The following is a 23,985-nucleotide window of genomic DNA, read 5'->3' as shown; positions in this document are numbered from 1 at the left end:
GGCGCCATTGTTACAGCGTAAATTTCACCTCATCACGCCACGGTGGCCGCCACGGGCGCAGCCACGACGGGCGGCAGCGGCATCGGCGCGTTGAAGGCGATCAGCAAACTGGCTTCCTTCTCTTTCGCCGCCTTCAAATGACGCTCCTTCACGTGGCCATAGCCGCGGATGTCTTCCGGGATGCTGGCAATGGCCACGGCTTGCGCCAGCTTGGCCGTCGTCAGTTTCGGCAGCAAACCGCCTACCGTCGCGCGGTATTCAAGAATCAGCGCACGCTCCATCTTGCGCTCGGCCGTATGGCCGAACACGTCGAAGGCCGTGCCGCGCAAGCCCTTGAATTTGGCCAGCACACCGAATGCCTTCTGCATCCACGGGCCGAATTCCTTTTTCACCAGGTGGCCCTGAGCATCTGTTTTCGCCATGATTGGCGGCGCCAGGTGGAACTTGAGCTTGATGTCGCCGTCAAACATGGCGGCGATCTTCGCCTGGAAGGCGCCGTCCGTGTACAGGCGCGCCACTTCGTACTCGTCCTTGTAAGCCATCAGCTTGTAGAAGTAACGGGCCACGGCTTCCGTCAGGCGCAAGTGCGGGCCATTCAGGGCGCTTTCGGCTGCGCGTACCTGTTTGATGAAGTCCAGGTACTGTTGTGCATACGCGCGGTCCTGGTAGGCCGTCAGCAAGGCCACGCGTTTTTCGATGATATCGTCGAGCGTGTCGATGCGCTTGAATTCCACCACCTTGGCTGGTGTCGTCATGCGCACCAGGCTGGCCGTATCGTGGGCGCCGGCGCGGCCCCAGTTGAAGGCGGCCTTGTTGAACGCCACCGAGACGTTGTTCAAGTCGATGGCCTTCATGATGGACGCTTCACTCAATGGCACTTTGCCCTTTTGCCAGGCATAGCCGAGCATGAACATATTCGTCGCGATGGAGTCGCCCATCAGCGCCGTGGCGATCTGGCCCGCGTCGATGAAGTCGACATGGTCGCTGCCGCAGGCCTTTTCAATTTCCATGCGCGCGGAAGCACCGGGGAATTGCCAGTCCGGGTTTTTCACGAAGGCGGCCGTCGACGAGCTGGTCGAGTTGATCATGGCCCAGCTGCGTCCTTCTCCCATGCGCGACAAAGCGTCGCGGCTGGCCGTGACGATCAAATCGCAGCCGATGACGAGATCGGCCGCACCGGTGCCGACGCGGGTCGAGTGGATATCTTCCTGGCGGTCCGCCAGGCGCACGTGCGACATCACGGGGCCGCCTTTTTGCGCCAGGCCGCTCATGTCCAACACGGAACAGCCCTTGCCTTCCACGTGGGCCGCCATGGCCAGGATCTGGCCGACAGTGACGACGCCCGTGCCGCCGATGCCGGTCACTAAAATGCCGAATGGTTCCGCCGTCGAGGGAATGCTTGGCGTCGGCAAGGCCGGTACGGCTGGCGCATCCTTGTCGGCGGCAGCTGCCTTCTTCGGCTTTTTCAGGCCGCCGCCTTCCACCGTCACGAAACTGGGGCAGAAACCCGTCGTGCACGAGAAATCCTTGTTGCAGGACGACTGGTTGATCTGGCGCTTGCGCCCCAGTTCCGTTTCCAGCGGTTCCACCGACAGGCAGTTCGATTGCACGGAACAGTCGCCGCAGCCTTCGCAGACGGCTTCGTTGATGACGGCGCGCTTGGCCGGGTCCGGGTATTCATTGCGTTTCCGGCGGCGGCGTTTTTCCGAGGCACAGGTCTGGTCGTAGATCATGGCCGACACGCCGGGCATGTCGCGCAGTTCGCGCTGCACGTCCATCAGTTCCGAACGGTGGCGCACGGTGACGCCTTCCGCCCAGGCGTAATCGTCCGGATACTTTTCCGGTTCGTCCGTGACGACGATGATGGGGCCGACGCCTTCGGCGGCGATCTGGCGCGAAATGATGGCCGGCGACAGGGGGCCGTCGAATTCCTGGCCGCCCGTCATGGCCACCGCATCGTTGAACAGAATCTTGTAGGTGATGTTCACCTTGGCCGAGACGGCGGCGCGGATGGCCAGGATGCCCGAGTGGAAATACGTGCCGTCACCGAGGTTGGTAAATACGTGCTTTTCATTCGTGAACGGCGCCTGCCCCACCCACGTGACGCCTTCGGCGCCCATATGGGTAAACGTCGACGTTTCGCGGTCCATCCACAGCACCATGTAGTGGCAGCCGATACCGGCCAGCGCGCGCGAGCCTTCCGGCACCTTGGTCGAGGTATTGTGCGGGCAGCCGGAGCAGAAGAACGGCGTGCGGTCCTTTTGCGGATCGGGTTTCACGCTGATCGCTTTCAGCACATTCTCTTTGGCTTCCAGGTAGGCGATGCGTTCTTTCACGCGCTGCTCGACGGGGTGGCCCGCGTAGTAGCGCGAAATGCGGCTGGCAATCGCGCGCGCGATCATGGCCGGGTTCAGCTCATACGTGGCCGGCAGCAGCCAGTCGCCATGACCGGTGCCCTTCTGGTTGCTCCATTCGCCCGTGTCGTCGAACTTGCCGACCACGCGCGGACGCTCGCCATCCTTCAGGTTGTACAGTTCTTCCTTTAGCGCGTATTCGAGAATCTGGCGCTTTTCTTCCACCACGAGGATCTCGTCGAGGCCCTTGGCGAATTCGTGCACACCGTCCGCTTCCAGCGGCCAGGTCATGCCGATCTTGTACAGGCGGATGCCGATGTCGGATGCCGTTTGCTCATCGATGCCCAGATCAGCCAGCGCCTGGCGCGTGTCCAGGTAGGATTTGCCGGCCGTGATGATGCCGATGCGCGCCTTCGGGCTGTCCCAGATGATTTTATTGAGCTTGTTGGCACGCGCATACGCCAGCGCCGCATACCATTTGTAGCTATTCATGCGAACTTCTTGTTCCAGCACCGTGTCGGGCCAGCGGATGTTCAAACCACCGGCCGGCATCTCGAAGTCGGTGGGCAGCACGATCTGCACGCGGTCCGGGTCGAAATCGACGGCGGCGCCCGACTCGATGATGTCGGTCACGCATTTCATCGACACCCACAGGCCCGTGTAGCGGCTCATGGCCCAGGCATGCAAGCCATAATCGATGTATTCCTGCACCGACGACGGGTACAGCACGGGGATGCCGCAAGCGTTCAGGATATGGTCGGACTGGTGCGCGGTGGACGAGGATTTGGCTGCATGGTCGTCGCCGGCCAGCACCAGCACGCCGCCATGCTTGGCGGAACCGGCGTTATTGGCGTGCTTGAAGACGTCGCCGCAGCGGTCGACGCCAGGGCCCTTGCCGTACCACATGCCGAACACGCCATCGTATTTCGCGTCTTCGAACAGATTCGTTTGCTGCGTGCCCCAGACGGCCGTGGCGGCCAGGTCTTCGTTCAGGCCCGGGTGGAATTTGACGTGGTGTTCATCGAGGTATTTCTTGGCCTTGATCGCCGTCATGTCGACAGACGTCACAGGCGAACCGCGGTAACCGGTAATGTAGCCGGCCGTATTCAGGCCAGCCTTCAGATCGCGCTCGCGCTGCAACATGGGCAGGCGGATCAGCGCTTGCGTGCCCGTCATGAAGGCGCGGCCACGCTCCAAGGTGTATTTGTCGTTCAGGGAAATTTCAGACGCGTGCGCGCCCGGCTCAAGACTCGAGCCCTTGATAGCTGCATTCATTACTTGTCTCCATTATTCTCTGTGCTACGCGTGCAAAGTCGGTTGAACTCACACGTACCGGTGGCGCTTTGTAAGCATGCCGGTGCGGAAAAATGACTTGTTTGTCGTAGACTACCACAGGAATGCGCACAGTTCTTTGCTGCGCTGCACTCCCGTGTTCTTACCCTTTTGTGGCTTTTTAGGCATGTCGGATTACGCTACGCTAATCCAACCTACCGGGCTGGGGCCAGTCATGTAGGTCGGCTTAGCCGGAACGGCGTAAGCCGACAAACAGCAGCCCCCAGCTTACGCAGCGCTTGTATCTTTCAGCACGCCGCGCTTGATCTGGTCCAGCTCGATCGATTCGAACAGGGCGCGGAAATTGCCTTCACCGAAGCCCTGGTCGCCCTTGCGCTGGATGATCTCGAAGAAGATCGGCCCGATCACTGTCTGCGTGAAAATTTGCAGCAACAGTTCGCGTTCCGTTTCCGTGCTGTGGCCATCGATCAGGATGCGCAGGCGGCGCAGTTCTTCCAGCTGCTCGCCATGGTTCGGCAGGCGGCGGTTGACCAGCTCATAGTAAGTTTCAATCGTATCCTGGAAATCGATACCCGTGTCGCGCATGCCTTGCACGGAAGAGTAGATATTGTCCGTGCCCAGCGCGATGTGCTGGATACCTTCGCCATGGTACTGGTCCAGGTATTCGGCGATCTGCGACTTGTCATCCGACGATTCATTGATCGGGATGCGGATCTTGCCGCAGGGCGAAGTCATGGCCTTCGATTTGAGGCCCGTCAGCTTGCCTTCGATGTCGAAATAGCGCACTTCGCGGAAGTTGAACAGGCTTTCATAGAAGCTGGCCCATTCCTTCATGCGGCCACGGTGCACATTGTGCGTCAGGTGGTCGATATACGTCAGGCCATGGCCAACCGGGTTGGCGACGGCGCCGGGAATGGCGACGAAGTCGACGTCATAGATGCTGATGTCGCCGATGCCGCCCGGTGCGGCCGCGTCCGGCTTGTCGGCGCCCTTGCCGCGCCAGCGGTCGACGAAGTACAGCAGCGAATCGCCCACGCCCTTGATGGCGGGAATATTCAGCTCCATCGGACCCGTTTTATTGTCGAAACCCCAGGCGCCCAGTTCCAGCGCGCGGCGGTAGACGAAGGCCGCGTCGTCGACGCGAATGGCGATGGCGCACACGGACGGGCCGTGATGGCGGGCAAAACGCTGCGCGAAAGAATCTTGTTCGGCATTGATGATGAAATTGATGTCGCCCTGACGGTACAGGGTCACATCCTTGTGGCGGTGGCGCGCGATGGCCGTGAAGCCCATGTTCTCGAACAGCTTGCCCAATGCTTTTGGGTCTGGTGCTGCATACTCGACGAACTCGAAACCATCGGTACCCATCGGGTTATCCCAAGGCTGAAATTGCATGATGTCTCCTCCAAGAAGTAGCGCACAGTATAGGCGTGGGTCACGGGCATTAAATGCCAAAGATCTCCCGAACAATCATGATTTGCGCAATAATATTGCGTGAAACAAGAACCACCGGAGGAAGCATGAGCAAAATTACGCTGGATAAAACGGATCGCAAGATCCTCGCCGTCCTGCAGGCCGACGGCCGCCTGTCAAATCAGGACGTGGCCGAACAGGTCAGCCTGTCGCCGTCGCCATGCTTGCGCCGCGTCAAACGGCTGGAAGAAGCGGGCGTCATCCGCCAGTACGTAGCCCTGCTGGACCCGGAAAAGATCGGCCTGGGCTTGCTCGCCTACGTGAACGTGCGGCTGGAAAAGCACAGCGACGCCACGGCCCACAGCACGGCGCGCGTGCTGGCGCCCAACCTGGTGACGAATACCTCGCCGCGCGCCGACTTCGCCGTGGCCGTGGCGCAATGGCCGGAAGTGGTGGCCTGCTATGCGATGACGGGCGAAATGGATTATTTATTGCGCGTACACGTGGAAGACATGGAGCACTTTTCACGCTTCATGATGGCGACCCTGCTGCGCCACCCGGCCGTGCTGGACGTCAAATCGAGCTTTGCCTTGCAGCGCATCAAGGATACGACGGCCCTGCCCCTACTGTAATTACTCTGCTGGCGGCGGGGGTGCAGGTGCCACTGGCTTCTTGCGCCCCGGCAAGCGATCCCACAGTTTGAATGCGGCGCGCGCGTTCGCCTTGAACGTGTAGTCGAACATGGCAAACTGCTCCTGCACGGCTTCCTGCAGCATGCTGGTCGGGTTCGGCGGCAATAGTTTCAAATAGGCATCGGCTTCGCCATAGTCGCGCTGAATTTCCATGCCCGCCTTCTTGGCGATATGCATCATCGTCTTGTTGGACGACAAACAATGCATGTACAGGGTATCGACATCGTTGTTGCGGCAGTGTATCGCCGCCCGCTCGAACAGTTTCGAGCCCACGCCCATGCCGCGCATGGATTTCGACACGGACACGCCAAACTCGGCCACCTGCTCCTTGTCTGTCACGACACTTTTCGCCGGCGACTTGTCCTTAGGCGCGAACGCCAGATGCCCCACGCCCACCAGCTTGAACAGGCTGTTATAGACGCCATAAATCATGTCGCGCGAGAAATCCATCTTCTGCACGTACTGCGCCACCAGTTCATCGGGCAAGGCGCTGCCGAAGCGCAGCAAACGGTCGCTTTTCTCCAGATTCAAGAAATGCTTCATCATGCGGCGCCGGTCGCGCTCATGCAACTGCTTGACGAGCACGCTCGGACGCCCGCCGCCGCTACGGCTGAGCCAGCGGCGAAACGGGTTTTGAAACAGCTTGGGTAAGGTCACGTCGACTCCTGGAGGCGGTGCTGCGGCACGTCAGGCCGGTATTGTGCAGTGCAACATTGTGACGCCATTGTAGCCTATTCCCACCATTCAAGCCTGGGCCAGGAATGCTTGCACGGCCGCCACCCGCGCCGCATGGATGACTTCGGGGATGCGTTTCGGCTCCGTACAACCTTGCGCCAGGGCGCCCGCATTCACGCCACGCGCCGCGTCCAGCCCGCCCTGCAGCCGTGCCGCCGGCGCAAAGTCCCCCGCGACCAGCCCGTCGCAAGCCACCGCTTGCAGCATTTGCGCGAAGCGCTGCGGCTTGCGCCAGCCGTCACAGCGTTCGCACAAGGCGACGATGGCTTCGGCTTTCAATTCCAGCGCGCCATTGATCTGCTCCAGCTCGCGCGCCGCCATGACGGCCAGCTCGCGGCACTCGTTGGGCACGCGCAGGCGCTCGCTCAGTTGCTCGATGGCATCCTTGCTCATGTGCAGCATCAAGGCAGCGAAGCGCACGGGCAAATCATGACCTTGCGCGGCGGCATGGTCGATGACCTGCAGCAAGCGCTCATTGATAGTGATTTCCCCCATGATGCGCGCCAGGGCGCCGCATTCCTGCAGCACCGTCAGCATGCGCGACGGCCGCGCTTCCATCAATCCTTTCGCCACTTCCTGCCATACGCGCTCGGCCACCAGGGCGTCGACTTCGCCGTCCTGTACCATCCGGCGCATCAGGTCCATGGTGGCCGGTGCCACCGTAAAAGCGTCGAAACGGGCGGCAAAGCGGGCCAGGCGCAAGATGCGCACGGGGTCTTCGCCAAACGCATCGGAAACGTGGCGGAAGATTTTGTTGCGAATATCCTCGAGGCCGCCGAATGGGTCGGTCAGGCTGCCGTCTTCGGCGCGGGCGATGGCGTTGATGGTGAGATCGCGCCGCACCAGGTCTTCTTCCAGCGTGACGTCGGTCGCCGTATGGAAGACAAAGCCCCGGTAGCCGGGCGCCGTCTTGCGCTCCGTGCGGGCCAGCGCGTATTCCTCCTGCGTCTTCGGGTGCAGGAACACGGGGAAATCCTTGCCGACGGGGCGAAAGCCCTGGCGCAGCATGTCTTCCGGCGTGGCGCCGACGACGACGTGGTCGTGGTCTTTCACGGGCAAGCCCAGCAGTTGGTCGCGCACCGCGCCACCGACCGTGTAAATCTTCATAACACTCTTTTCTTAATCAGGTAATTCCGCGTCGTGCTTAGGTGCGACTTCCGTCTCAGCCAGCGCTTCCGTGATCCAGCGGGCCACGGCCGGGTGTGCCTGCACGCGCTCGCAATACGCGTTCAGCGCCGGCGCCAGACTCACGCCATAGGTGCGGAAACGCATGACGACGGGGGCGAAATACGCATCGGCGATGGAAAAATCGCCAAACAAGAACTGGTGGTGGCCAAAGCGCGACAGACACTCTTCCCAGATTTCGCTGATGCGGCCAATGTCGGCCTGCGCGGCGGCCGTGCGGCCACGTCCCGGCAACTTGGCCTTGATATTCATCGACATATCCGTGCGCAAGCCGGTAAAACCGGAATGCATTTCCGCGCAGACACAACGCGCCATGGCGCGCGCGGCCACGTCTTGCGGCCACATGTGTTTGTCAGGAAACTGCTCGGCCAGGTATTCGCAGATGGCCAGGCTATCCCAGATGGTGATCTCGCCCGCCAGCAGCACGGGTACCCGGCCGCAGGCCGAATACTCGGCAATTTTGGTCGCCGTGTCGCTCTGGTCGAGCAGCACGCGCACTTCCTGGAACGGGATGCCGAAAGCCGTCATGGCCACCCACGGGCGCATCGACCACGACGAATAATTCTTGTTGCCGATGATGAGGGTCAGGCCAGGCTCGCGCGCGGCGGCCAGGGTTTGCGTCAGACTGGGATCAAGGATGGTCGTTTGCATGGTCAGGTATCAAAGGTATGGTTCAAGGCAAGTCGGCCGCGATGGCGCCGTTTTTCGGTCCCACGGTACCCAGGCGCGCTTTCAGCGACTGCGGGCGCTTCTCGAACAAGGCCGCATAATAGGTGGCATTGGCCATCACGTTTTTCACGTAGCCGCGCGTTTCCGTGTAGGGAATGATCTCGGCAAAGACGGCGCCTTCCAGCGGCCGTGTCATGGTGGCGCGCCAGATGCGCAAGCGCCCCGGCCCCGCGTTGTAGGCGGCGCTGGCCAGCACTTGCGAACCGTCGAGGCCACCAAGCACCATGTTCAGGTAATTCGTGCCCAGCAAGACGTTGGTGCGCACATCGCTCAAGGTTTCCGTGACGAAATCCGTCAAACCGATCTTCTTGGCAACGTAACGGGCAGTCGACGGCATCACCTGCATCAGGCCGGATGCGCCCACATGCGACTGCGCATCCATGATGAAGCGCGATTCCTGGCGGATCAAGCCATACACCCAGGCTTTATCCAGGCCCAGCGTTTGCGTGGCCGGGTGCATGACGTCGTCGTGCGGCGTCGGATAGCGTTGCGTGTAGTCCACTTCCAGGCGCGTGCGGTCCGAGGTGTTGACCATGCGGTCGAGCACATTGTTCTGGCGCGCAAATTCCGCAGCTGCCAGATGTTGCCTATCCGTCATCGAACGCAATTCCCAGTTCCACTCGCGCGTGCCTTCGAAGCGCAGGCGCATGTTGAAGAATTTCAAGGCCCGCTGCAAGCCCGGGTTGGCGGCCATGGCGGCGATTTCCATGGGTGAAATCGGCTGGCCCGGCGGCGGTAACACCAGATGGTTGCCCAGCTCTTCATTGGCCAGCAAGCCATAGAAATTCGACTGCTCGGAAATCGTGCGATACAGGGTGTCGGCTTGCGCATTCGGACGGCCCGGCGTTTCCGCCTGCTGCGCGCGCGCCAGCCAGTAGACCCAGGTGGGATCCGCGCGCAAGGATGCCGGCATGGCCTGGATGGACGACTTCACCACGGGCCAGTTGCCTTCACGCAAGGCGATACGCGTTTTCCACTGCATCTGCTCCTGGGTCAATGGCGCACCATTGGTCTTGTGCCAATATTCAAACGCTTCCGGCGCCAGCGCATACGACGCTTGCAAGGCCAGGCTGGCCCAGCCGATGGCTTGCTCCTGCGGCGTCAGCTGCGCACTCGCCTTTTGCAGGGCCACCACGCCCAGCTTCAAGGTGCTTTTCGCCATACGGCCCACAGCCACCAAGTACATTTCGTGGTCGGCGCGACTTGGTCCCGGGCCCTTGGCCAGCACCAGCGCCGGCAAATCGATGGCTTGCGCCATCTTCGCGTCGGAGGCGCCCAGCAGCAGCGCGATGCGGCGCGCCGGGCCCGTGGCGTTGGTCTGGCCCGCCAGGCGAATCTGCGCCCACAGGTCGTTCGTGTCGAACTGGCCATTTTGCGCCAATGCCGCGATCAGGCTGCCGCACGCTTCGCCATAGCCAGGTGGCGAGACGAGCAGGTTGCGCGCCTCGGACGCCACGTTCTGGCCCTTGGCGGAGCGCGACATCAGCGCGTAGCACTTGAGCTGGGTGTCGTCGTCGAGGGCGAATTGCGGATATTGCTCATCAAACACGACCCAGTCGCGCTTGCGGCCCAGTTCCAGCAGCCAGTCGTTGCGGAAACGGTCGGCGATGGCGCTGCCCTTGTAACGGTTCAGGTAATCGCGAAATTGCGCCTCGCTCAGCTGTTTGATGCGCGGTTTCAGCCGATAATAGTCAACATACGATGGAATCTGGTAATTCGTCAGGCGCCCCGCATAAAAGTCGGCTTTTTCGACGTCATCCTTGCGCGCGGCGTCGCGCAGCAGCAGGAAGGCATCGTCCTCGCTGCGCGTGTCGGGGGCGGCAGGCGTTGCGGTAGCCGATACCTGGGCCAGGGCGGCCAGGGGAGACAAGGCCGATGCAACACACAGCATCGTGCCGGCAATCCATTTCAGTGGGGAAATCAATGTACGACTCTCAATCTTAACTTGATGGTGATATGAATAGCGACCCTAGAATAACATGCGATCCGGCTACACGGCCACCCATTGCGCCAGCGGAAAAAGCTGGCTTGCGCAAAGCCTTGCTGGCGACCCGGCGCGCCCTGCCCGACGCCACGCGAGTAACGTGGGATGCCGCCATCGCGCAGCGCCTGCTCGACTGGTGCGCGCAGGAAAACATCGAGGAGCTGGGCGTGTACTGGCCCCTGCATGGCGAACCGGACTTGCACGGCGCGTATGCGCAGCTGGCCGCGCGCGGCGTGCAATTAAGCTTGCCGGTAGTGCTGGAAAAGCATGCGCCGCTGGCCTTTTCTGCCTGGACGCCAGGTGAGCCTATGGTGAAAGATGGCATGGGCGTGGCCGTGCCGGCCCAATTGCGCCTGCGCCCGGCGCCCGCCACCCTGCTGGTGCCCTGCCTGGGGTTTAATATGGAACGGTATCGCCTCGGCTATGGCGGCGGCTATTACGACCGCACCCTGGCGGCCACGCCGCGTCCGCGCACCCTGGGCATCGCCTATGCCTGCCTGGCGGCCAGCTTTCCCAACGGCGAATACGACATCGCCCTCGATCACATCATGACCGAGGGCGATCTGCTCTAACGCATCAGAACGGTTTATTTCACCAGGCGCTGCCACAGTGCGGTAGTGGGCGCCGCCTGGTTCATGCTATAGAAATGCAAGCCTGGTGCGCCGCCTTCCAGCAAGCGTTCGCACAAGCCCGTCACCACGTCCAGGCCAAAGGCCTTGATGGACGCGCTGTCGTCGCCGAAGCTGGCCAGTTTCAAACGCACCCAGCGTGGAATTTCCGCGCCGCACATGTCTGAAAAGCGCATCAGCTGTGTGTAATTCGTGATCGGCATGATGCCGGCCACGATAGGCACGTTGATGCCCATCTTCTGTGTCTGCTCGACAAACTGGAAATACGCATCGGCATTGTAAAAGTACTGGGTGATGGCCGCATCAGCGCCGGCCTGCACCTTGCGCGCGAACGCGTTCAAGTCGTCCTGCGGCGAACGCGCTTGCGGGTGCACTTCCGGATAGGCCGCCACTTCGATATGGAAATGGTCGCCCGTCTCGGCGCGGATGAATTCCACCAGCTCGTTGGCGTAGCGGAATTCGCCCGAAGCGCCATAGCCGCTGGGCAAGTCGCCGCGCAAGGCGACGATGCGGTTCACGCCGGCCGCCTTGAAGTCGGCCAGCACGGCGCGGATCGATTCGCGCGAGCCACCGACGCAAGACAGATGGGGTGCGGCCTGTTCGCCGGCCGCCAGGATCTCGCGCACGGTGTCCAGGGTGCCTTGCTGCGTGGTACCACCGGCGCCAAACGTCACCGAGAAATACTTCGGATGCAATTCAGACAACTTGACACGCGTGGCGCGCAGCTTTTCCGCCCCTTCCGGGGTTTTCGGCGGGAAAAACTCAATACTGAAATTATGCTTTTCCATCGTCATTACTCAAAAGTAAGGTCGACAGGGCCCAGGAAATGATGCTGTACAGAATGGCACCACCCACGGCAGACCAGAAACTGGCGACATGGAAACCACCGATCACCTGCGCTACCAGCCAGAACAGGAAGCCGTTGATGATCAGGATGAACAGGCCCAGCGACAAAAACGTCACGGGCAGGGTCAGCAAAATCAGCAAAGGACGGATCAGCGCATTGACCAGCCCCAGCACGGCAGCGGCCAGCAGCGCGGTCCAGCCGCTGCTCATCGTCACCGAGTGCATCAGATATGGGACGGCAAACAGGGCTGCCGCATTGATAAACCAAATCAGTAGCAAACGCATTTCTCTAGCCTGTCAAAAGTAGGGTCAGGCCGGCGGCGGGCGCCGGCCCTCAGAGGGTGAGTTACAGCCCCGGACTACCGATTAATAGCGGTAGTGCTCTGGCTTATAGGGGCCTTCTTGACGCACGCCGATGTAGTCGGCTTGCTCTTGCGTCAGTTCCGTCAGCTGCGCATTCAACTTTTTGAGTTGCAAACGGGCGACTTTTTCATCGAGGTGTTTTGGCAGGGTGTACACGCCGACCGGGTAGTTGGCCGTGTTCGCGTACAGCTCGATCTGGGCGATCGTCTGGTTGGCGAACGACGAGCTCATCACATACGACGGGTGGCCCGTGCCGCAACCGAGGTTGACCAGGCGGCCTTCGGCCAGCAGGATGATGCGGCGGCCCGACGGGAAGATGATGTGGTCGACTTGCGGCTTGATGTTTTCCCACTCGTATTGCTTCAACGAAGCAACGTCGATTTCATTGTCGAAGTGACCAATGTTGCAGACGATGGCCTGGTCTTTCATGCGCGTCAGGTGATCGTGCGTGAGGATGTGATAGTTGCCGGTGCAAGTCACGAAGATGTCGCCATGTTCGCAGGCGTAATCCATGGTCACCACGCGGTAGCCTTCCATCGCCGCCTGCAGTGCGCAGATCGGATCGACTTCCGTCACCCATACTTGCGCCGACAGGGCGCGCATGGCTTGGGCAGAACCCTTGCCGACATCACCGTAACCAGCGATGACGGCCACTTTACCGGCGATCATCACGTCGGTGGCGCGCTTGATGCCGTCGACCAGGGATTCGCGGCAGCCATACAGGTTGTCGAACTTCGATTTCGTGACGGAATCGTTCACGTTGATCGCAGGGAAAGCCAGCTTGCCTTCCTTGTGCATTTGATACAAACGGTGCACGCCGGTGGTGGTTTCTTCCGTCACGCCCAGGATTTCCGGCAGACGCTTCGAGTACCAGGTCGGATCGACCAGCAAATGCCGCTTGATCGAGTTGAACATGCAGATTTCTTCTTCCGAACCGGGATTCGCCAGCACCGACAGGTCGGTTTCCGCGCGCACGCCCAGGTGCAGCAGCAGGGTGGCGTCGCCGCCATCGTCGAGGATCATGTTCGAGTAGACAGCCTTGCCGTCCGCGTTCGGCCATTCGAAGATGCGGTGCGTGTATTCCCAGTAGTCGTCCAGCGACTCGCCCTTGACGGCGAACACAGCCGTGCCGGCGGCAGCGATGGCGGCGGCAGCGTGATCTTGCGTGGAGTAAATGTTGCACGATGCCCAACGCACTTGCGCGCCCAGTGCTTCCAGAGTCTGGATCAGCACGGCGGTCTGGATGGTCATGTGGATGGAACCGGTGATGCGCGCGCCTTTCAAAGGCTGCGCTGCCGCGAATTCTTCGCGGATGGCCATCAGGCCAGGCATTTCCGTTTCAGCAATCTTGATTTCTTTGTCGCCCCATGCGGCCAGAGTGATATCGGCGATGGTGTAGTCGTGTTGCGATTTGAGTACGGCGTTCATCACGCCCTCCTTTCAGTTGAAAAAGGTACGTGAGCGCAGTTGCAGGATATTCCGAGCCTGGCGAATTTCTTCGTCGCAACGCTCCTCGGACAATGGATTTTAACAGCGCCAAGGCCGCTGCGCCAGCCAAATTCGCCATACTTGCTACGTTACAACATCCAACCGCCCATAAAAAAAGCGCCCGTGGCCAGCTGGCCGGGGCGCTTTTCTTGCAAGCGGGCTAGATTACTTCAGGCCGGCGGCGTCGCGCAGCAGGGCGACCTTGTCGGTGCGCTCCCACGTGAATTCCGGCTCTTCGCGGCCGAAGTGGCCGTAGGCGGCGCTCTTCTGGTAGATCGGGCGCAGCAGGTCGAGCATTTGCACGATGCCTTTTGGACGCAGGTCGAAGTGCGCCAGCACCAGCTTGGCGATTTCCGCATCGGGAATCACGCCCGTGCCTTCCGTGTAGACGGTGATGTTGATCGGCTTGGCCACGCCGATGGCGTAGCTGACCTGCACCTGGCATTGGCGCGCCAGGCCGGCGGCGACGATGTTTTTCGCCACGTAACGGGCCGCGTAGGCTGCCGAACGGTCGACTTTCGAAGGATCCTTGCCCGAGAACGCGCCGCCGCCGTGCGGGGCTGCGCCACCGTAGGTATCGACGATGATCTTGCGCCCGGTCAAGCCGCAATCGCCTTGCGGACCGCCGATGACGAAACGACCCGTCGGGTTGACGAGGAATTTGGTCTCGGTCAGCCATTCGCGCGGCAGGATAGGCTTGATGATCTCTTCGATCACGGCTTCTTCGATCTGCTTGTGCGAAATTTCCGGCGCATGCTGGGTCGACAGCACGACCGTGTGCACGCCGACGGGACGGCCATCGACGTAGCGCAGGGTCACTTGCGATTTTGCATCCGGACGCAGCCACGGCAGACGGCCATCCTTGCGCAGCTGCGACTGGCGCTCTACCAGGCGGTGCGCGTAGTGAATGGCGGCAGGCATCAGCTCGGCCGTTTCATCGCAGGCGTAACCGAACATCAAGCCCTGGTCGCCAGCGCCTTGATCCAGGTCAATGCCTGCACCTTCATCGACGCCTTGCGCGATGTCCGGCGACTGCTTGTCGTAGGCCACCAGCACGGCGCAACCCTTGTAGTCGATGCCGTATTCCGTGTTGTCGTAGCCGATGCGTTTGATGGTTTCGCGCGCAACTTGAATATAATCCACATTGGCGTGCGTGGTAATCTCGCCAGCCAGCACCACCAGACCGGTGTTGCACAGGGTTTCGGCAGCCACGCGGGCGGTCGGATCCTGGGTCAGGATGGCGTCAAGGATGGCGTCGGAAATTTGATCGGCAACCTTGTCGGGATGGCCTTCCGAAACGGATTCGGAAGTGAAGAGATAGTCGTTTGACATTGCAAGCTCCTGATTACTATGTGAATGTTCTGTCGCAGTAAAGAGGATTTTGCCTGCGACGCTTTAGCGATATTTATATTCCGCTTCGCAAGTTGTCTATTAACTCAGCGGTTACTACATACGTGGTATTTTACGCTTCTTAAAAAATTTTGGCACGGCAACACGCCATTCTTGGAAACAGCTTATACATGTTAGTCCCAATTTTCCGCTTCTTGTCCCTCTTTCCCCTGCCCGTCCTGCATGCCCTGGGCGCTGCGCTCGGCTGGGTGATTTACGCCATTTCTCCGTCCTACCGCCGCCGCATGCGCGAGAACATGCAAGGTGCGGGGTTTTCGCAACACTTGCACGCGGCCGTGGCCGAAGCAGGCAAGAGCGTGCTGGAACTGCCCTTCATCTGGTGCGCGCCGGCCGGGCGCGTGGCGCGCCATGCGACTGTGGAAAACTGGGAACTGGTGGAAAAAGCCCTGCAGCACGGCCGTGGCATCGTCTTCCTGACGCCGCACCTGGGCTGCTTTGAAATCGTCGCCCAGCAAATCGCGCTGCGCACGCCGCTCACCGTGATGTACCGCCCGCCCAAGCGCGCCGCCTTGAAACCCTTGATCGAAGGGGCCCGCGCGCGCGAAAACCTGATGCTGGCGCCGGCCAATATGTCGGGCGTGCGCATCTTCGCCAAATGCCTGAAAAAAGGCCAGCCCATCGGCCTGCTGCCGGACCAGGTGCCGCAGGAAGGCGAAGGCGTGTGGGCCGATTTCTTCGGCCGTCCCGCCTACACCATGACCCTGCCGGCCAAACTGGCACAGATGGGCGGCGCCGAAGTCATCATCACCTACGCCGAACGCCTGCCGGGCGGGCGCGGCTATATCGTGCATTTCGTGCCTTTCACCGAGTCGCTGGCCAGCACCTCGGCCGAACAGGCGCGCACCATCAATGCAGCCATGGAACAATTGATCGCGCGCAGCCCGGCGCAATACCTGTGGAGCTACAACCGCTATAAAGTGCCGCGCGGCGCGCCGCCGCCCACGCCCGCCACGCCGGATGCCGCCGGGGAGCAGGCATGAGACTGCTGATCGCCTTCATGTGGTTGCTGCACTGGCTGCCCTTGCCCATCCTCGGCCGTTTCGGCGTGGCCGTCGGCAGCCTGCTGTTCATCGCCATGCCCAAGCGGCGCGACATCGCCCTGACGAATCTGCGTCTGTGCATGCCGGAGTTGACGGAAAAGCAGCGCGTGACCCTGGCGCGCCAGCATTTCCAGGCGTATTCGCGCAGCGTGTGGGAACGCAGCATCCTGTGGTGGTCGTCGGAAGCGCGCCTGAACCGCCTGATTAAAAAGGTGCCCGCCTTCCCGGGCCAGCAGATCGCGGCCAAGCCGACCATCTTGCTGTGTCCGCACTTCGTCTGCCTCGACGTGGCCGGCGCCGCCACGGCCATGGAAATTTCCGCTTCCTCGATGTATGTGCAGCAAAAGAACGCCGCCTTCGACCAGGCCTTGCGCAACGGCCGTTCGCGCTTCAAGCCGCCCAAGCTGTTTACGCGCCAGGACGGCATCAAGACGATTTTGCGCGCGCTGCGCGACGGCTTACCGTATTTCATGCTGCCGGACATGGATTTCGGCGAGAAGGATGCGGAATTCGTGCCCTTCTTCGGCGTGCCCGCCGCCACCCTGACGGCCACGGCGCGCCTGGCGCTGGCCGCCAAGGCGCAGGTGATTCCCGTCATCGCCACTTTTTTGCCCAACTACCAGGGCTGGCAAGTGACCTATTACCCGGCCTGGGACGATTATCCGGGCGACGACATCACGGCCGCCACGCGCCGCATGAACGCATTCATCGAAGAGCGCGTGCGCGAAGCACCGGCCGAGTATTTCTGGACGCACAAGCGCTTCAAGACGCGTCCGGAAGGTGAAGCGTCGTTCTATAACCAGCACAAGTGATACGGCAGAACATGAAACTTCAATTTACCAAGATGCACGGCGCCGGCAATGACTTCATCGTCATCGACGCCATCCATCAAGATATCGACTTCACGCCGGCCCAGTGGCAGCGCCTGGCCGACCGCCGTTTCGGCATCGGCGCCGACCAGATCCTGGTGGTGGAAAAACCGCGCCTGCCCGGCTGCGACTTCCGCTACCGCATCTATAACAATGATGGCGGCGAAGTCGAGCAATGCGGCAACGGCGCGCGCGCCTTCGTCAAGTTCGTCAGCGAGAAAGGCTTGTCTAGCAAGGACAGCATCCGCGTGGAAACCATGGCCGGCATCATCGCGCCCCGCCTGGAAGCGGACGGCAGCATCACGGTCGACATGGGCGCGCCCGTGCTGGAACCCGCGCTGGTGCCGTTCGATGCGGCTGGCCTCGACGGTGTAGCGCAAGGCAATGACACCTTGTGGCCGCTGGACCTGGCGCTACCGGGCCAAACGTCTCCCGTGCTGGTGTCCGTCGTCTCGATGGGCAATCCGCATGCCGTGCAAGTGGTCGACAATGTCGATGCGCAAGACCTGGAACAATCGGGCCCGTTGATCGAGCACCACCCGCGCTTTCCCCGCAGGGTCAACGCCGGCTACATGCAGATCGTCGACCGCCATCACGTGAAACTGCGCGTGTTTGAACGGGGTGCGGGCGAAACCCTGGCGTGCGGCACAGGCGCCTGCGCCGCCGCCGTGGCGGGCATCTTGCGCGGCTTGCTGGATACTCCCGTGCGCATCAGCGCGCGCGGCGGCGAACTGTCGATCGCCTGGCAAGGCCCCGGCCATCCCGTGTTGATGACGGGCCCGGCCGTGACAGTGTTCGAAGGCACGATCGAGCTGTAGACGGGGAAAAGTGAGAAGTAAAAGTCAGGCCGCCAGGAACTGCTGTTCCTGCGCGACACCGAGTTCGGCCAGGTAGCACTTCAGGCGATACAGGCGCTGCCGGTAATTGCCTTCCGGCCCCGCCACGCCGCAATCGACGCGCTCGAACAGGCGCATCACCTGGTCGAGCAGCTGGCGCTCCTGCGCCGTGCGGATCAGCACCAGGCGCCGCTTGCCGCGCCCATGCGTGGCGCTGATATCGATCAACAGACAATGTCCCTGGTCGGCCGCGTGGATATCGAGCAGCAGCGCCTCGGCACGCGACAGATGAAAGCAGCGCGCCAGCGCCAGCCGCGCCACCAGCAAGGGGTGGCTCTGGCCCAATTGCCGCACATGCCCATCGGCCTGCATGGCGGCGCACTGGCCCCAGTCGCCGGATTCGCCTTGCGGCGCGATTTTCGCCAGCGCCGCCTCCGCTTCACTGCTGCCTTGCGCCTGCGCCTGCAGCAACCAATACGCGGCCCGCACATCATTGTTGACGCCGTCGCGGCGATTGCGCCAGGCATGCATGCCGCACTCGAGCTGGGCCGGGCCATGCCCCAGGTCGGCGGCACGCTCCAGGCAGGAATGGGCTTCGACCACATTGCGCTGGGAAAATTCCGGTTTCGTGTAGATGCGCGACAGCACGAACCAGGCTTCGGCCAGTCCCTGCTCGCCAGCCTGCGTCAGCCAGCGCACGGCACGCTTGAAATTGGCCGCGCCGTTGCGCGTGGCCAGCCGCTGGCCATGCGCATCCATGCGCGCATAGCCGAGCCCCAGCTCCAGCTGCGCCGTGCGGTCGCCGCCATGCGCGGCCAGCTCGCAACACTGCCAGCCTTCGGCATCGCCGCCAGGTGCCAATGCCTGGGCGCAACGCGACAGCAATAGCACTTGCTGCGCGTCAAGAACGATCGTGCGCGCCCCGGCCGCCGCCTGGCGCTGCAGCAACTCGCGCGCCAGCGGCAAGCCTTGCGACAGGAAGCCCGCATGGTTGCCCTGACTCCACGCCTGCTCCAGCCAGGCGTACAGGGGCATGTCGCCATCGAGGGCGTGCTCGCCAGCAAGACCAGTCTCCGGCCCGCTAGCTGCCACCGATCCTTCTTGCATGGATAGCAACCATTGTGCATCGGGCAAGCCGGCACGCACGGCGGCGTCCAGCGCCACGCGGGCCTTGGCGCGCAGGGCTTCACAGTGGCTGGCGGCATTGCCCAGCACCAGTTGCGCCAGCACCAGGCCCGCCTGGACCAAGCCCGCATCGAACGCCTGCGCGTAATACGGAATCAGCGCCTTGGCTGCCGGTTGCGCCACTGCGAACGGCACGTGCGTGCCAATCAGCAAGCATGCTTCCTCGCTATCCTCCTGGGCCGCCCGCGCCAGCCAGTGCAAGGCCGTGGGCAAGCTTTGCGGCACACCTTGTCCAAACAGATACACCCGTCCCAACGCCAGTTGGCAAGCCACATCGCCAGCCCGTGCACCCTTGATCAATCCTAATGTTTCGCGATTTGCCATCGATTCTCGATATTGAGTCAATGATTCTAATAATAGTGAGCCGTCTCCTGGCCCATCCATGCAGGCCGTCCCTTAGTGTAACGTCCTTGTGTCATAAATCCGACTAAGCCGCCTCAAGAACTTGATTCAACGCAACAATGTCCCGGCCCGGACACGCCAATATGGCAAGGCGCCACTATCGTGGCGGTAGGAGAACGCGTGCCATCGGTGCAGGATCGGCAGAAACCGCGCGTTACAAAAATACAACAGCGGTATGCAGTTATGCCGCTTTTCACCAATCTTTTCACGCACATTTGACCAATCCCACACGTCTTGCGTGCCAACGAATTAAGGTTCATCCATCGAAACGCGACAGTTAGCGCATTTCAATCTGCTCGGATCTCGGACGGAACTCACTTTTAATAGGGAATAAGACATGAAAAAATCACTCGTTGCCCTCGCACTCTTCGGCGCCTTTGCCGCAACAGCACAAGCGCAGTCGTCCGTCCAAATCTACGGCACGATCGATGCTGGCCTGGGCAAATTGACTGGTGAAACCACCAAAGTCACCAAGCGCGACAACAACAAGCTGGGTTTCAAGGGTACGGAAGATCTGGGCAATGGCTTGAAAGCTATTTTCCAACTGGAAATTCGCTATGAAACCGATACGGGTACGCTGGAAAGCAACTCCCGTCCCCTGTTCCAGGGTCAAAGCCGCGTCGGCCTGCAAGGCAACTTCGGTACCGTACGCCTGGGCCGTGGCTTGACCGCCTTCCAGGAATCGAGCACCGCGTTCGAACCATGGTCGGGCATGCCGACGACCGCCGGTTTCCAGACTGACATCACGGTCGCCGCCTACAGCAGCGATCCACTGAGCGCGCCAGGCAACTCGCGTAACCGCTTCTCGAACGCCGTGTTCTATAACTCGCCAGTCTTCAGCGGCTTCCAGTTCAACGCCACTGTCGCCGCCAAGGAAGCCAATAACAACGCTGTTGTCAACAACCCGCCAGGCTCCAACAACTACTTCGTGCCAGCCAATGCCGTGCCAGCGTCGAATCCATACTCGATGTCGGCCACGTACAACTACGGCCAGTTCGCCGGTATGGCCGCGTATGAGCGCAATGGCCTGCAAGCCAAGCTGTGGTCGGTTGCCGCATCGTTCAATCCGGTAGCGGAACTGAAACTGATGGCATCGTACCAGCATCAGGATGACAGCAACTTCAAGATCACCAATACCGATACCAAGGCATGGCTGGTTGGTGCCAACTACGACGTCGGCCCAGGCAAGATCCGCGCTGGCTACGGTCAAAAAACGCCGGACGGCGTGACCAAAACCAAGCAGGCATCGCTGGGCTACGACTACAACCTGTCGAAGCGCACCTACCTGTACGCGGACATCTCGAACCGCAAGGCAGACGTCTCGAAGACCTACATCGGTCTGGGCGTACACCACAATTTCTAATGCCCCGCACGTCACCCGCCACGGGTGATTGCTGAGCAAGGAATGCAAGGCGGCATGGGCAACCATGCCGCTTTTTTCATGCGCGCGCGGAAAATGCACGGGCGCCACGCCCTTTGCGCCTATGCCGGCGCACTCTCGGTTAGAATGAAGCGTTCATCCTTCTCTCTTCTGACTATCAATGACCGCCACACTCGATTCCAGCACCGTCGCCCAGTACCTGAGCGAGCACCCGAATTTCTTCGAAGAGCATACCGCTCTGCTCGGCGAGGTCAAACTGAGCAGCCCGCTGACGGGACGCACCATCTCGCTGCAGGAGCGGCAGATGGAAGTGATGCGCGATAAGTACAAGGCGCTGGAACTGCGCATGTCCAAGCTGAGCCGCGTGGCCGAGGAAAATGGCGACATCGCCAGCAAGTTCCACGGCTGGAACCAGGCCATGCTGCAAGTGCGCAACGATGCGGACATGCCGCGCGTGCTGGTCGACGCCCTGCAAAGCAATTTCGACGTGCCCTACGTCAGCCTGCGCCTGTGGCAAGTGCTGCCGGAACACGCCAATGGCTGGTTCACGGAAGATGTCACGGCCGACGTGCGCATGTTCGCCAACAGCTTGCAAGCGCCGTACTGCGGCAGCAACCGCGATTTCGAAGCCGTGCACTGGTTGCAGGCGGATAAAATCGAATCGACCGTCATGATCGCCCTGCGCGCACCCGGCACCACCGGCACCTTCGGCTTGCTGGTGCTCGGTTCGCCCGACAGCGAACGTTTTACCTCCAGCATGGGCACGGACTTCCTCGTGCATATCGGCGCCACGGCCAGCGCCGCCCTGGCCGCGCTGCGCGCCGGCTCGCCTGCCTGAGTCAGCCATGGGCGAGGCGCGCGGCAAGGCCGACTGGCTCGACGCCTATCTGGCGCAGCTGGCCACGCAGCGCAAGCTGTCGCCGCACACGCTGGACGCCTACGGGCGCGACCTGCGCGCCTTGCTGGAACTGAGCGGCAATACGCCCTGGACCGCGCTGGCACACAACGAAGTGCGCCGCTACACGGCCAAGCTGCACGCTGGCGGCCTCCACCCGCGTTCAATCGCCCGCAAGTTGTCGTCGTGGCGGGGCTTTTTCAACTGGCTCAGTGGCGAGACCCAGCTCGACGCCAATCCCGTCGACGGCATCCGCGCCCCCAAGCGGGCCAAAACCTTACCCAAAGCCCTGTCGGTGGATGACGCCGTGCGCCTCGTGGCGCCCGCGCAACACCAGCAGGGTAGCGCCGAGCCGGAGCAATTGTGCAACCGCGCCATGTTCGAACTGCTGTATTCGAGCGGCTTGCGCGTCTCCGAACTGACCAGCCTGGATACCCATTACTGCAAGGCCGAGGACGGCCGGGACGCCTCGCTGGGCTGGCTCGACATGGCCAGCTTCGAAGTCATCGTCACGGGCAAGGGCAGCAAGATGCGCAAGGTGCCCGTCGGCAAGGCGGCCCTCGTCGCCTTGACGGCCTGGCTGGGCGTGCGCCCGCCAGCAGCCGATGGCAGCGCTGCCCTATTTTTAAGCACGCGCGGCACGCGCATCTCGCCCCGCGTGCTGCAGCTGCGCCTGAAGGCGCATGCGCTGGCTACCGAAATTCCCGCCAACGTGCACCCGCACGTGCTGCGCCACTCGTTTGCCTCGCACGTGCTGCAATCATCGGGCGACTTGCGCGCCGTGCAGGAAATGCTGGGCCACTCCAGCATCACCTCGACCCAGGTCTACACGGCCCTCGACTTCCAGCACCTGGCGCACGTGTATGACCAGGCGCACCCGCGCGCCAAGCTCAAATAGGCAGCCGCGCCCCGCTGACCAGCCTGATCCATATCAAGCGGATGGGCGTGTATTTGCAAGCTTTTGCAAAATTCCGGCATAATCGTCCGCATTCTTCCGCTTGCGCGGCGGCACCATCGATTACAGCATAGGCATCTCTCATGGCACTGATTCCAACCACCATCCTCACCGGTTTCCTGGGCGCCGGCAAAACCACCTTGCTCAACCGCATACTGCAGGAAGACCATGGCATGCGCATCGCCGTGATCGAGAACGAGTTTGGCCAGGAAAACATCGACAATGAAATCCTGGTGCAGGATAGCAACGAGCACATCATCGAGATGAATAACGGCTGCATCTGCTGCACCGTGCGTGGCGACCTGATCGTGGGCCTGACGGAACTGGCGCGCAAGCGCGACGCCGGCCTGCTGGCGTTTGACCGCGTCGTCATCGAAACGACGGGCCTGGCCAATCCAGGCCCCGTGGCACAGACCTTCTTTGTCGACGAAGAAGTGGGCAGCCACTACATGCTCGACGCCATTCTCACGGTGGTCGATGCCCGCCATGCCATGAAGCAACTCGATGAATACGAGGAAGCCCAGCGGCAAGTAGGTTTTGCCGACAAGTTGCTGCTGTCGAAAACTGACCTCGTCAGTGAAGAGGACGTGGCCACCCTGACGCGCCGCCTGAAACGCATCAATCCCCGCGCGCCCATCGCCAAGGTCGATTTCGGCCGCGCCCCGCTGGCCGAAGTGCTCGACATCCGCGGTTTCAACCTGAATGAAAAGCTGGAACTGGACCCGGATTTCCTGGCCACCGAAACGGCGCACGTCCACGATCATGACCACGCGCACGAGCACGCGCATGAGCATACTGGCGAGAAAGCACAGCATCACGAGCACAGCGACGCCTGCGCCACCGATTGCGGCCATACCGACCACCACCATGCGCAGCACAGCGACGATATCGCCGCCTTTGTTTTCAAGAGCACGCAACCGTTCGACAGCGCCAAGCTAGACGAGTTCCTCGGCGGTCTGGTGCAAGTGTATGGCCCGCGCATGCTGCGCTACAAGGGCGTGCTGTTGATGCAGGGCGCCGAACGCAAGGTGGTCTTCCAGGGCGTGCACCAGTTGATGGGCAGCGACCTGGGCGCCAAATGGGGCGAAAACGAAGTGCGCGGCAGCAAAATGGTGTTTATTGGCAAAAATCTACCAAAAGACATTTTTATTCGCGGACTCGAACAATGTTTGGTATAAACTAGCCGGGTTTTGCAAAGTATTCTTTGCAAAGCGGAAACAAAAGGGAAAGTTAAGCACGCTTTCCCGCTACCTGACACCCATCTTGCTGGTATAAACCAACAAGTAGCCGTCTCTGATCGG

20 protein-coding genes and 1 riboswitch are annotated in these 23,985 nt (G+C 61.4%); of the genes, 9 read left to right on the top strand and 11 right to left on the bottom strand.

Going from position 1 to position 23,985, the window contains the following annotated elements; genetic code table 11:
* Window positions 1-32: 32 nt before the first annotated feature.
* Entirely contained in the window at window positions 33-3,629 is a 3,597-nt protein-coding gene (locus ACQ4WS_RS15160) for an indolepyruvate ferredoxin oxidoreductase family protein (RefSeq protein ID WP_436477514.1), read from the bottom strand.
* Between the two features lie 285 nt (window positions 3,630-3,914).
* Window positions 3,915-5,042 (bottom strand): 4-hydroxyphenylpyruvate dioxygenase, encoded by a 1,128-nt coding sequence (gene hppD / locus ACQ4WS_RS15155; RefSeq protein WP_436477512.1) that lies wholly within the window; start codon window positions 5,040-5,042, stop codon window positions 3,915-3,917.
* Between the two features lie 125 nt (window positions 5,043-5,167).
* Between hppD and ACQ4WS_RS15150 the strand changes: the two genes are divergently transcribed.
* The gene (locus tag ACQ4WS_RS15150) at window positions 5,168-5,692 is read left to right on the top strand and encodes an Lrp/AsnC family transcriptional regulator (RefSeq protein WP_034753092.1); all 525 of its coding nucleotides are present in this window, start codon (window positions 5,168-5,170) and stop codon (window positions 5,690-5,692) included.
* Here the strand turns inward: ACQ4WS_RS15150 and ACQ4WS_RS15145 are convergent, their stop codons facing one another.
* The 4 genes from ACQ4WS_RS15145 to ACQ4WS_RS15130 form a co-directional block, all read right to left on the bottom strand.
* The gene (locus ACQ4WS_RS15145) at window positions 5,693-6,394 is read right to left on the bottom strand and encodes a GNAT family N-acetyltransferase (RefSeq protein WP_436477522.1); all 702 of its coding nucleotides are present in this window, start codon (window positions 6,392-6,394) and stop codon (window positions 5,693-5,695) included.
* 102 nt (window positions 6,395-6,496) lie between these two features.
* The gene (locus ACQ4WS_RS15140; RefSeq protein WP_436477509.1) at window positions 6,497-7,594 is read right to left on the bottom strand and encodes a tRNA nucleotidyltransferase/poly(A) polymerase-related protein; all 1,098 of its coding nucleotides are present in this window, start codon (window positions 7,592-7,594) and stop codon (window positions 6,497-6,499) included.
* 12 nt (window positions 7,595-7,606) lie between these two features.
* On the bottom strand, window positions 7,607-8,323 hold the full coding sequence (locus tag ACQ4WS_RS15135; RefSeq protein WP_436477508.1) for a glutathione S-transferase family protein: 717 nt from the start codon (window positions 8,321-8,323) through the stop codon (window positions 7,607-7,609).
* 22 nt (window positions 8,324-8,345) lie between these two features.
* Window positions 8,346-10,292 carry a lytic transglycosylase domain-containing protein gene (locus ACQ4WS_RS15130; protein WP_436477506.1) on the bottom strand — a complete coding sequence of 649 codons (1,947 nt, stop codon included), beginning with the start codon at window positions 10,290-10,292 and terminating at the stop codon, window positions 8,346-8,348.
* 65 nt (window positions 10,293-10,357) lie between these two features.
* Between ACQ4WS_RS15130 and ACQ4WS_RS15125 the strand changes: the two genes are divergently transcribed.
* The gene (locus ACQ4WS_RS15125; protein ID WP_495542691.1) at window positions 10,358-10,957 is read left to right on the top strand and encodes a 5-formyltetrahydrofolate cyclo-ligase; all 600 of its coding nucleotides are present in this window, start codon (window positions 10,358-10,360) and stop codon (window positions 10,955-10,957) included.
* A gap of 14 nt (window positions 10,958-10,971) precedes the next feature.
* Here ACQ4WS_RS15125 and metF read toward each other — a convergent pair whose 3' ends face one another.
* From metF to metK, 4 genes are all read right to left on the bottom strand, one after another.
* The gene (gene metF, locus ACQ4WS_RS15120; RefSeq protein ID WP_034783533.1) at window positions 10,972-11,802 is read right to left on the bottom strand and encodes a methylenetetrahydrofolate reductase [NAD(P)H]; all 831 of its coding nucleotides are present in this window, start codon (window positions 11,800-11,802) and stop codon (window positions 10,972-10,974) included.
* Window positions 11,789-12,145, bottom strand: a complete 357-nt coding sequence (locus tag ACQ4WS_RS15115) for a phage holin family protein (RefSeq protein ID WP_102123707.1) — start codon at window positions 12,143-12,145, stop codon at window positions 11,789-11,791. Before ACQ4WS_RS15115 ends, metF begins: the two co-directional genes overlap by 14 nt.
* Window positions 12,146-12,226: 81 nt before the next feature.
* Window positions 12,227-13,651 carry an adenosylhomocysteinase gene (ahcY, locus tag ACQ4WS_RS15110; RefSeq protein WP_436477502.1) on the bottom strand — a complete coding sequence of 475 codons (1,425 nt, stop codon included), beginning with the start codon at window positions 13,649-13,651 and terminating at the stop codon, window positions 12,227-12,229.
* Between the two features lie 24 nt (window positions 13,652-13,675).
* Window positions 13,676-13,744: riboswitch (S-adenosyl-L-homocysteine riboswitch) on the bottom strand.
* A 132-nt stretch (window positions 13,745-13,876) separates the two neighbouring features.
* A complete protein-coding gene (metK, locus tag ACQ4WS_RS15105) occupies window positions 13,877-15,043 on the bottom strand; it encodes a methionine adenosyltransferase (RefSeq protein ID WP_101483530.1) in 1,167 nt (388 codons plus the stop codon).
* A 188-nt stretch (window positions 15,044-15,231) separates the two neighbouring features.
* On the opposite strand from metK, the gene ACQ4WS_RS15100 reads away from it, so the two are divergent.
* The 3 genes from ACQ4WS_RS15100 to dapF are packed head-to-tail and all read left to right on the top strand — an operon-like array spanning window position 15,232 to window position 17,848.
* Window positions 15,232-16,101, top strand: coding sequence for a lysophospholipid acyltransferase family protein (locus tag ACQ4WS_RS15100; RefSeq protein WP_436477499.1), 870 nt, complete (start codon window positions 15,232-15,234; stop codon window positions 16,099-16,101).
* A complete protein-coding gene (locus ACQ4WS_RS15095) occupies window positions 16,098-16,973 on the top strand; it encodes an LpxL/LpxP family acyltransferase (RefSeq protein WP_436477497.1) in 876 nt (291 codons plus the stop codon). The genes ACQ4WS_RS15100 and ACQ4WS_RS15095 overlap by 4 nt, the downstream gene beginning before the upstream one ends.
* A gap of 11 nt (window positions 16,974-16,984) precedes the next feature.
* Complete coding sequence (gene dapF / locus ACQ4WS_RS15090; RefSeq protein WP_436477495.1) at window positions 16,985-17,848, top strand: diaminopimelate epimerase; 864 nt, start codon at window positions 16,985-16,987, stop codon at window positions 17,846-17,848.
* Window positions 17,849-17,872: 24 nt separating this feature from the next.
* On the opposite strand, the gene ACQ4WS_RS15085 is transcribed toward dapF, so the two are convergent.
* Window positions 17,873-19,375 (bottom strand): tetratricopeptide repeat protein, encoded by a 1,503-nt coding sequence (locus tag ACQ4WS_RS15085; RefSeq protein WP_436477493.1) that lies wholly within the window; start codon window positions 19,373-19,375, stop codon window positions 17,873-17,875.
* Between the two features lie 415 nt (window positions 19,376-19,790).
* Here ACQ4WS_RS15085 and ACQ4WS_RS15080 point away from each other — a divergent pair, with 415 nt between their 5' ends.
* The 4 genes from ACQ4WS_RS15080 (at window position 19,791) to ACQ4WS_RS15065 (ending at window position 23,862) form a co-directional block, all read left to right on the top strand.
* Window positions 19,791-20,816, top strand: coding sequence for a porin (locus ACQ4WS_RS15080; protein ID WP_436477492.1), 1,026 nt, complete (start codon window positions 19,791-19,793; stop codon window positions 20,814-20,816).
* A 178-nt stretch (window positions 20,817-20,994) separates the two neighbouring features.
* On the top strand, window positions 20,995-21,672 hold the full coding sequence (locus ACQ4WS_RS15075; protein ID WP_436477491.1) for a DUF484 family protein: 678 nt from the start codon (window positions 20,995-20,997) through the stop codon (window positions 21,670-21,672).
* 7 nt (window positions 21,673-21,679) lie between these two features.
* Window positions 21,680-22,627 (top strand): tyrosine recombinase XerC, encoded by a 948-nt coding sequence (locus tag ACQ4WS_RS15070; protein WP_436477489.1) that lies wholly within the window; start codon window positions 21,680-21,682, stop codon window positions 22,625-22,627.
* Between the two features lie 140 nt (window positions 22,628-22,767).
* Entirely contained in the window at window positions 22,768-23,862 is a 1,095-nt protein-coding gene (locus ACQ4WS_RS15065) for a CobW family GTP-binding protein (RefSeq protein WP_436477487.1), read from the top strand.
* Window positions 23,863-23,985 lie beyond the last annotated feature (123 nt).

This window comes from Janthinobacterium leeuwenhoeki (genome assembly GCF_051380795.1).
Lineage (GTDB): Bacteria > Pseudomonadota > Gammaproteobacteria > Burkholderiales > Burkholderiaceae_D > Janthinobacterium.
This window is presented reverse-complemented; position numbering and strand designations above follow the sequence as displayed.

What these genes read in the sequence shown, in the direction of transcription:
- ACQ4WS_RS15065 (WP_436477487.1), top strand. Translation starts at nt 22,768, where the DNA reads ATGGCACTGATTCCAACCACCATCCTCACCGGTTTCCTGGGCGCCGGC.
- ACQ4WS_RS15085 (WP_436477493.1), bottom strand. Translation starts at nt 19,375, where the DNA reads ATGGCAAATCGCGAAACATTAGGATTGATCAAGGGTGCACGGGCTGGC.
- ACQ4WS_RS15075 (WP_436477491.1), top strand. Translation starts at nt 20,995, where the DNA reads ATGACCGCCACACTCGATTCCAGCACCGTCGCCCAGTACCTGAGCGAG.
- ACQ4WS_RS15080 (WP_436477492.1), top strand. Translation starts at nt 19,791, where the DNA reads ATGAAAAAATCACTCGTTGCCCTCGCACTCTTCGGCGCCTTTGCCGCA.
- hppD (WP_436477512.1), bottom strand. Translation starts at nt 5,042, where the DNA reads ATGCAATTTCAGCCTTGGGATAACCCGATGGGTACCGATGGTTTCGAG.
- ahcY (WP_436477502.1), bottom strand. Translation starts at nt 13,651, where the DNA reads ATGAACGCCGTACTCAAATCGCAACACGACTACACCATCGCCGATATC.
- metF (WP_034783533.1), bottom strand. Translation starts at nt 11,802, where the DNA reads ATGGAAAAGCATAATTTCAGTATTGAGTTTTTCCCGCCGAAAACCCCG.
- ACQ4WS_RS15115 (WP_102123707.1), bottom strand. Translation starts at nt 12,145, where the DNA reads ATGCGTTTGCTACTGATTTGGTTTATCAATGCGGCAGCCCTGTTTGCC.
- metK (WP_101483530.1), bottom strand. Translation starts at nt 15,043, where the DNA reads ATGTCAAACGACTATCTCTTCACTTCCGAATCCGTTTCGGAAGGCCAT.
- ACQ4WS_RS15150 (WP_034753092.1), top strand. Translation starts at nt 5,168, where the DNA reads ATGAGCAAAATTACGCTGGATAAAACGGATCGCAAGATCCTCGCCGTC.
- ACQ4WS_RS15100 (WP_436477499.1), top strand. Translation starts at nt 15,232, where the DNA reads ATGTTAGTCCCAATTTTCCGCTTCTTGTCCCTCTTTCCCCTGCCCGTC.
- ACQ4WS_RS15160 (WP_436477514.1), bottom strand. Translation starts at nt 3,629, where the DNA reads ATGAATGCAGCTATCAAGGGCTCGAGTCTTGAGCCGGGCGCGCACGCG.
- ACQ4WS_RS15070 (WP_436477489.1), top strand. Translation starts at nt 21,680, where the DNA reads ATGGGCGAGGCGCGCGGCAAGGCCGACTGGCTCGACGCCTATCTGGCG.
- ACQ4WS_RS15095 (WP_436477497.1), top strand. Translation starts at nt 16,098, where the DNA reads ATGAGACTGCTGATCGCCTTCATGTGGTTGCTGCACTGGCTGCCCTTG.
- ACQ4WS_RS15135 (WP_436477508.1), bottom strand. Translation starts at nt 8,323, where the DNA reads ATGCAAACGACCATCCTTGATCCCAGTCTGACGCAAACCCTGGCCGCC.
- ACQ4WS_RS15140 (WP_436477509.1), bottom strand. Translation starts at nt 7,594, where the DNA reads ATGAAGATTTACACGGTCGGTGGCGCGGTGCGCGACCAACTGCTGGGC.
- ACQ4WS_RS15130 (WP_436477506.1), bottom strand. Translation starts at nt 10,292, where the DNA reads ATGCTGTGTGTTGCATCGGCCTTGTCTCCCCTGGCCGCCCTGGCCCAG.
- ACQ4WS_RS15125 (WP_495542691.1), top strand. Translation starts at nt 10,358, where the DNA reads ATGAATAGCGACCCTAGAATAACATGCGATCCGGCTACACGGCCACCC.
- dapF (WP_436477495.1), top strand. Translation starts at nt 16,985, where the DNA reads ATGAAACTTCAATTTACCAAGATGCACGGCGCCGGCAATGACTTCATC.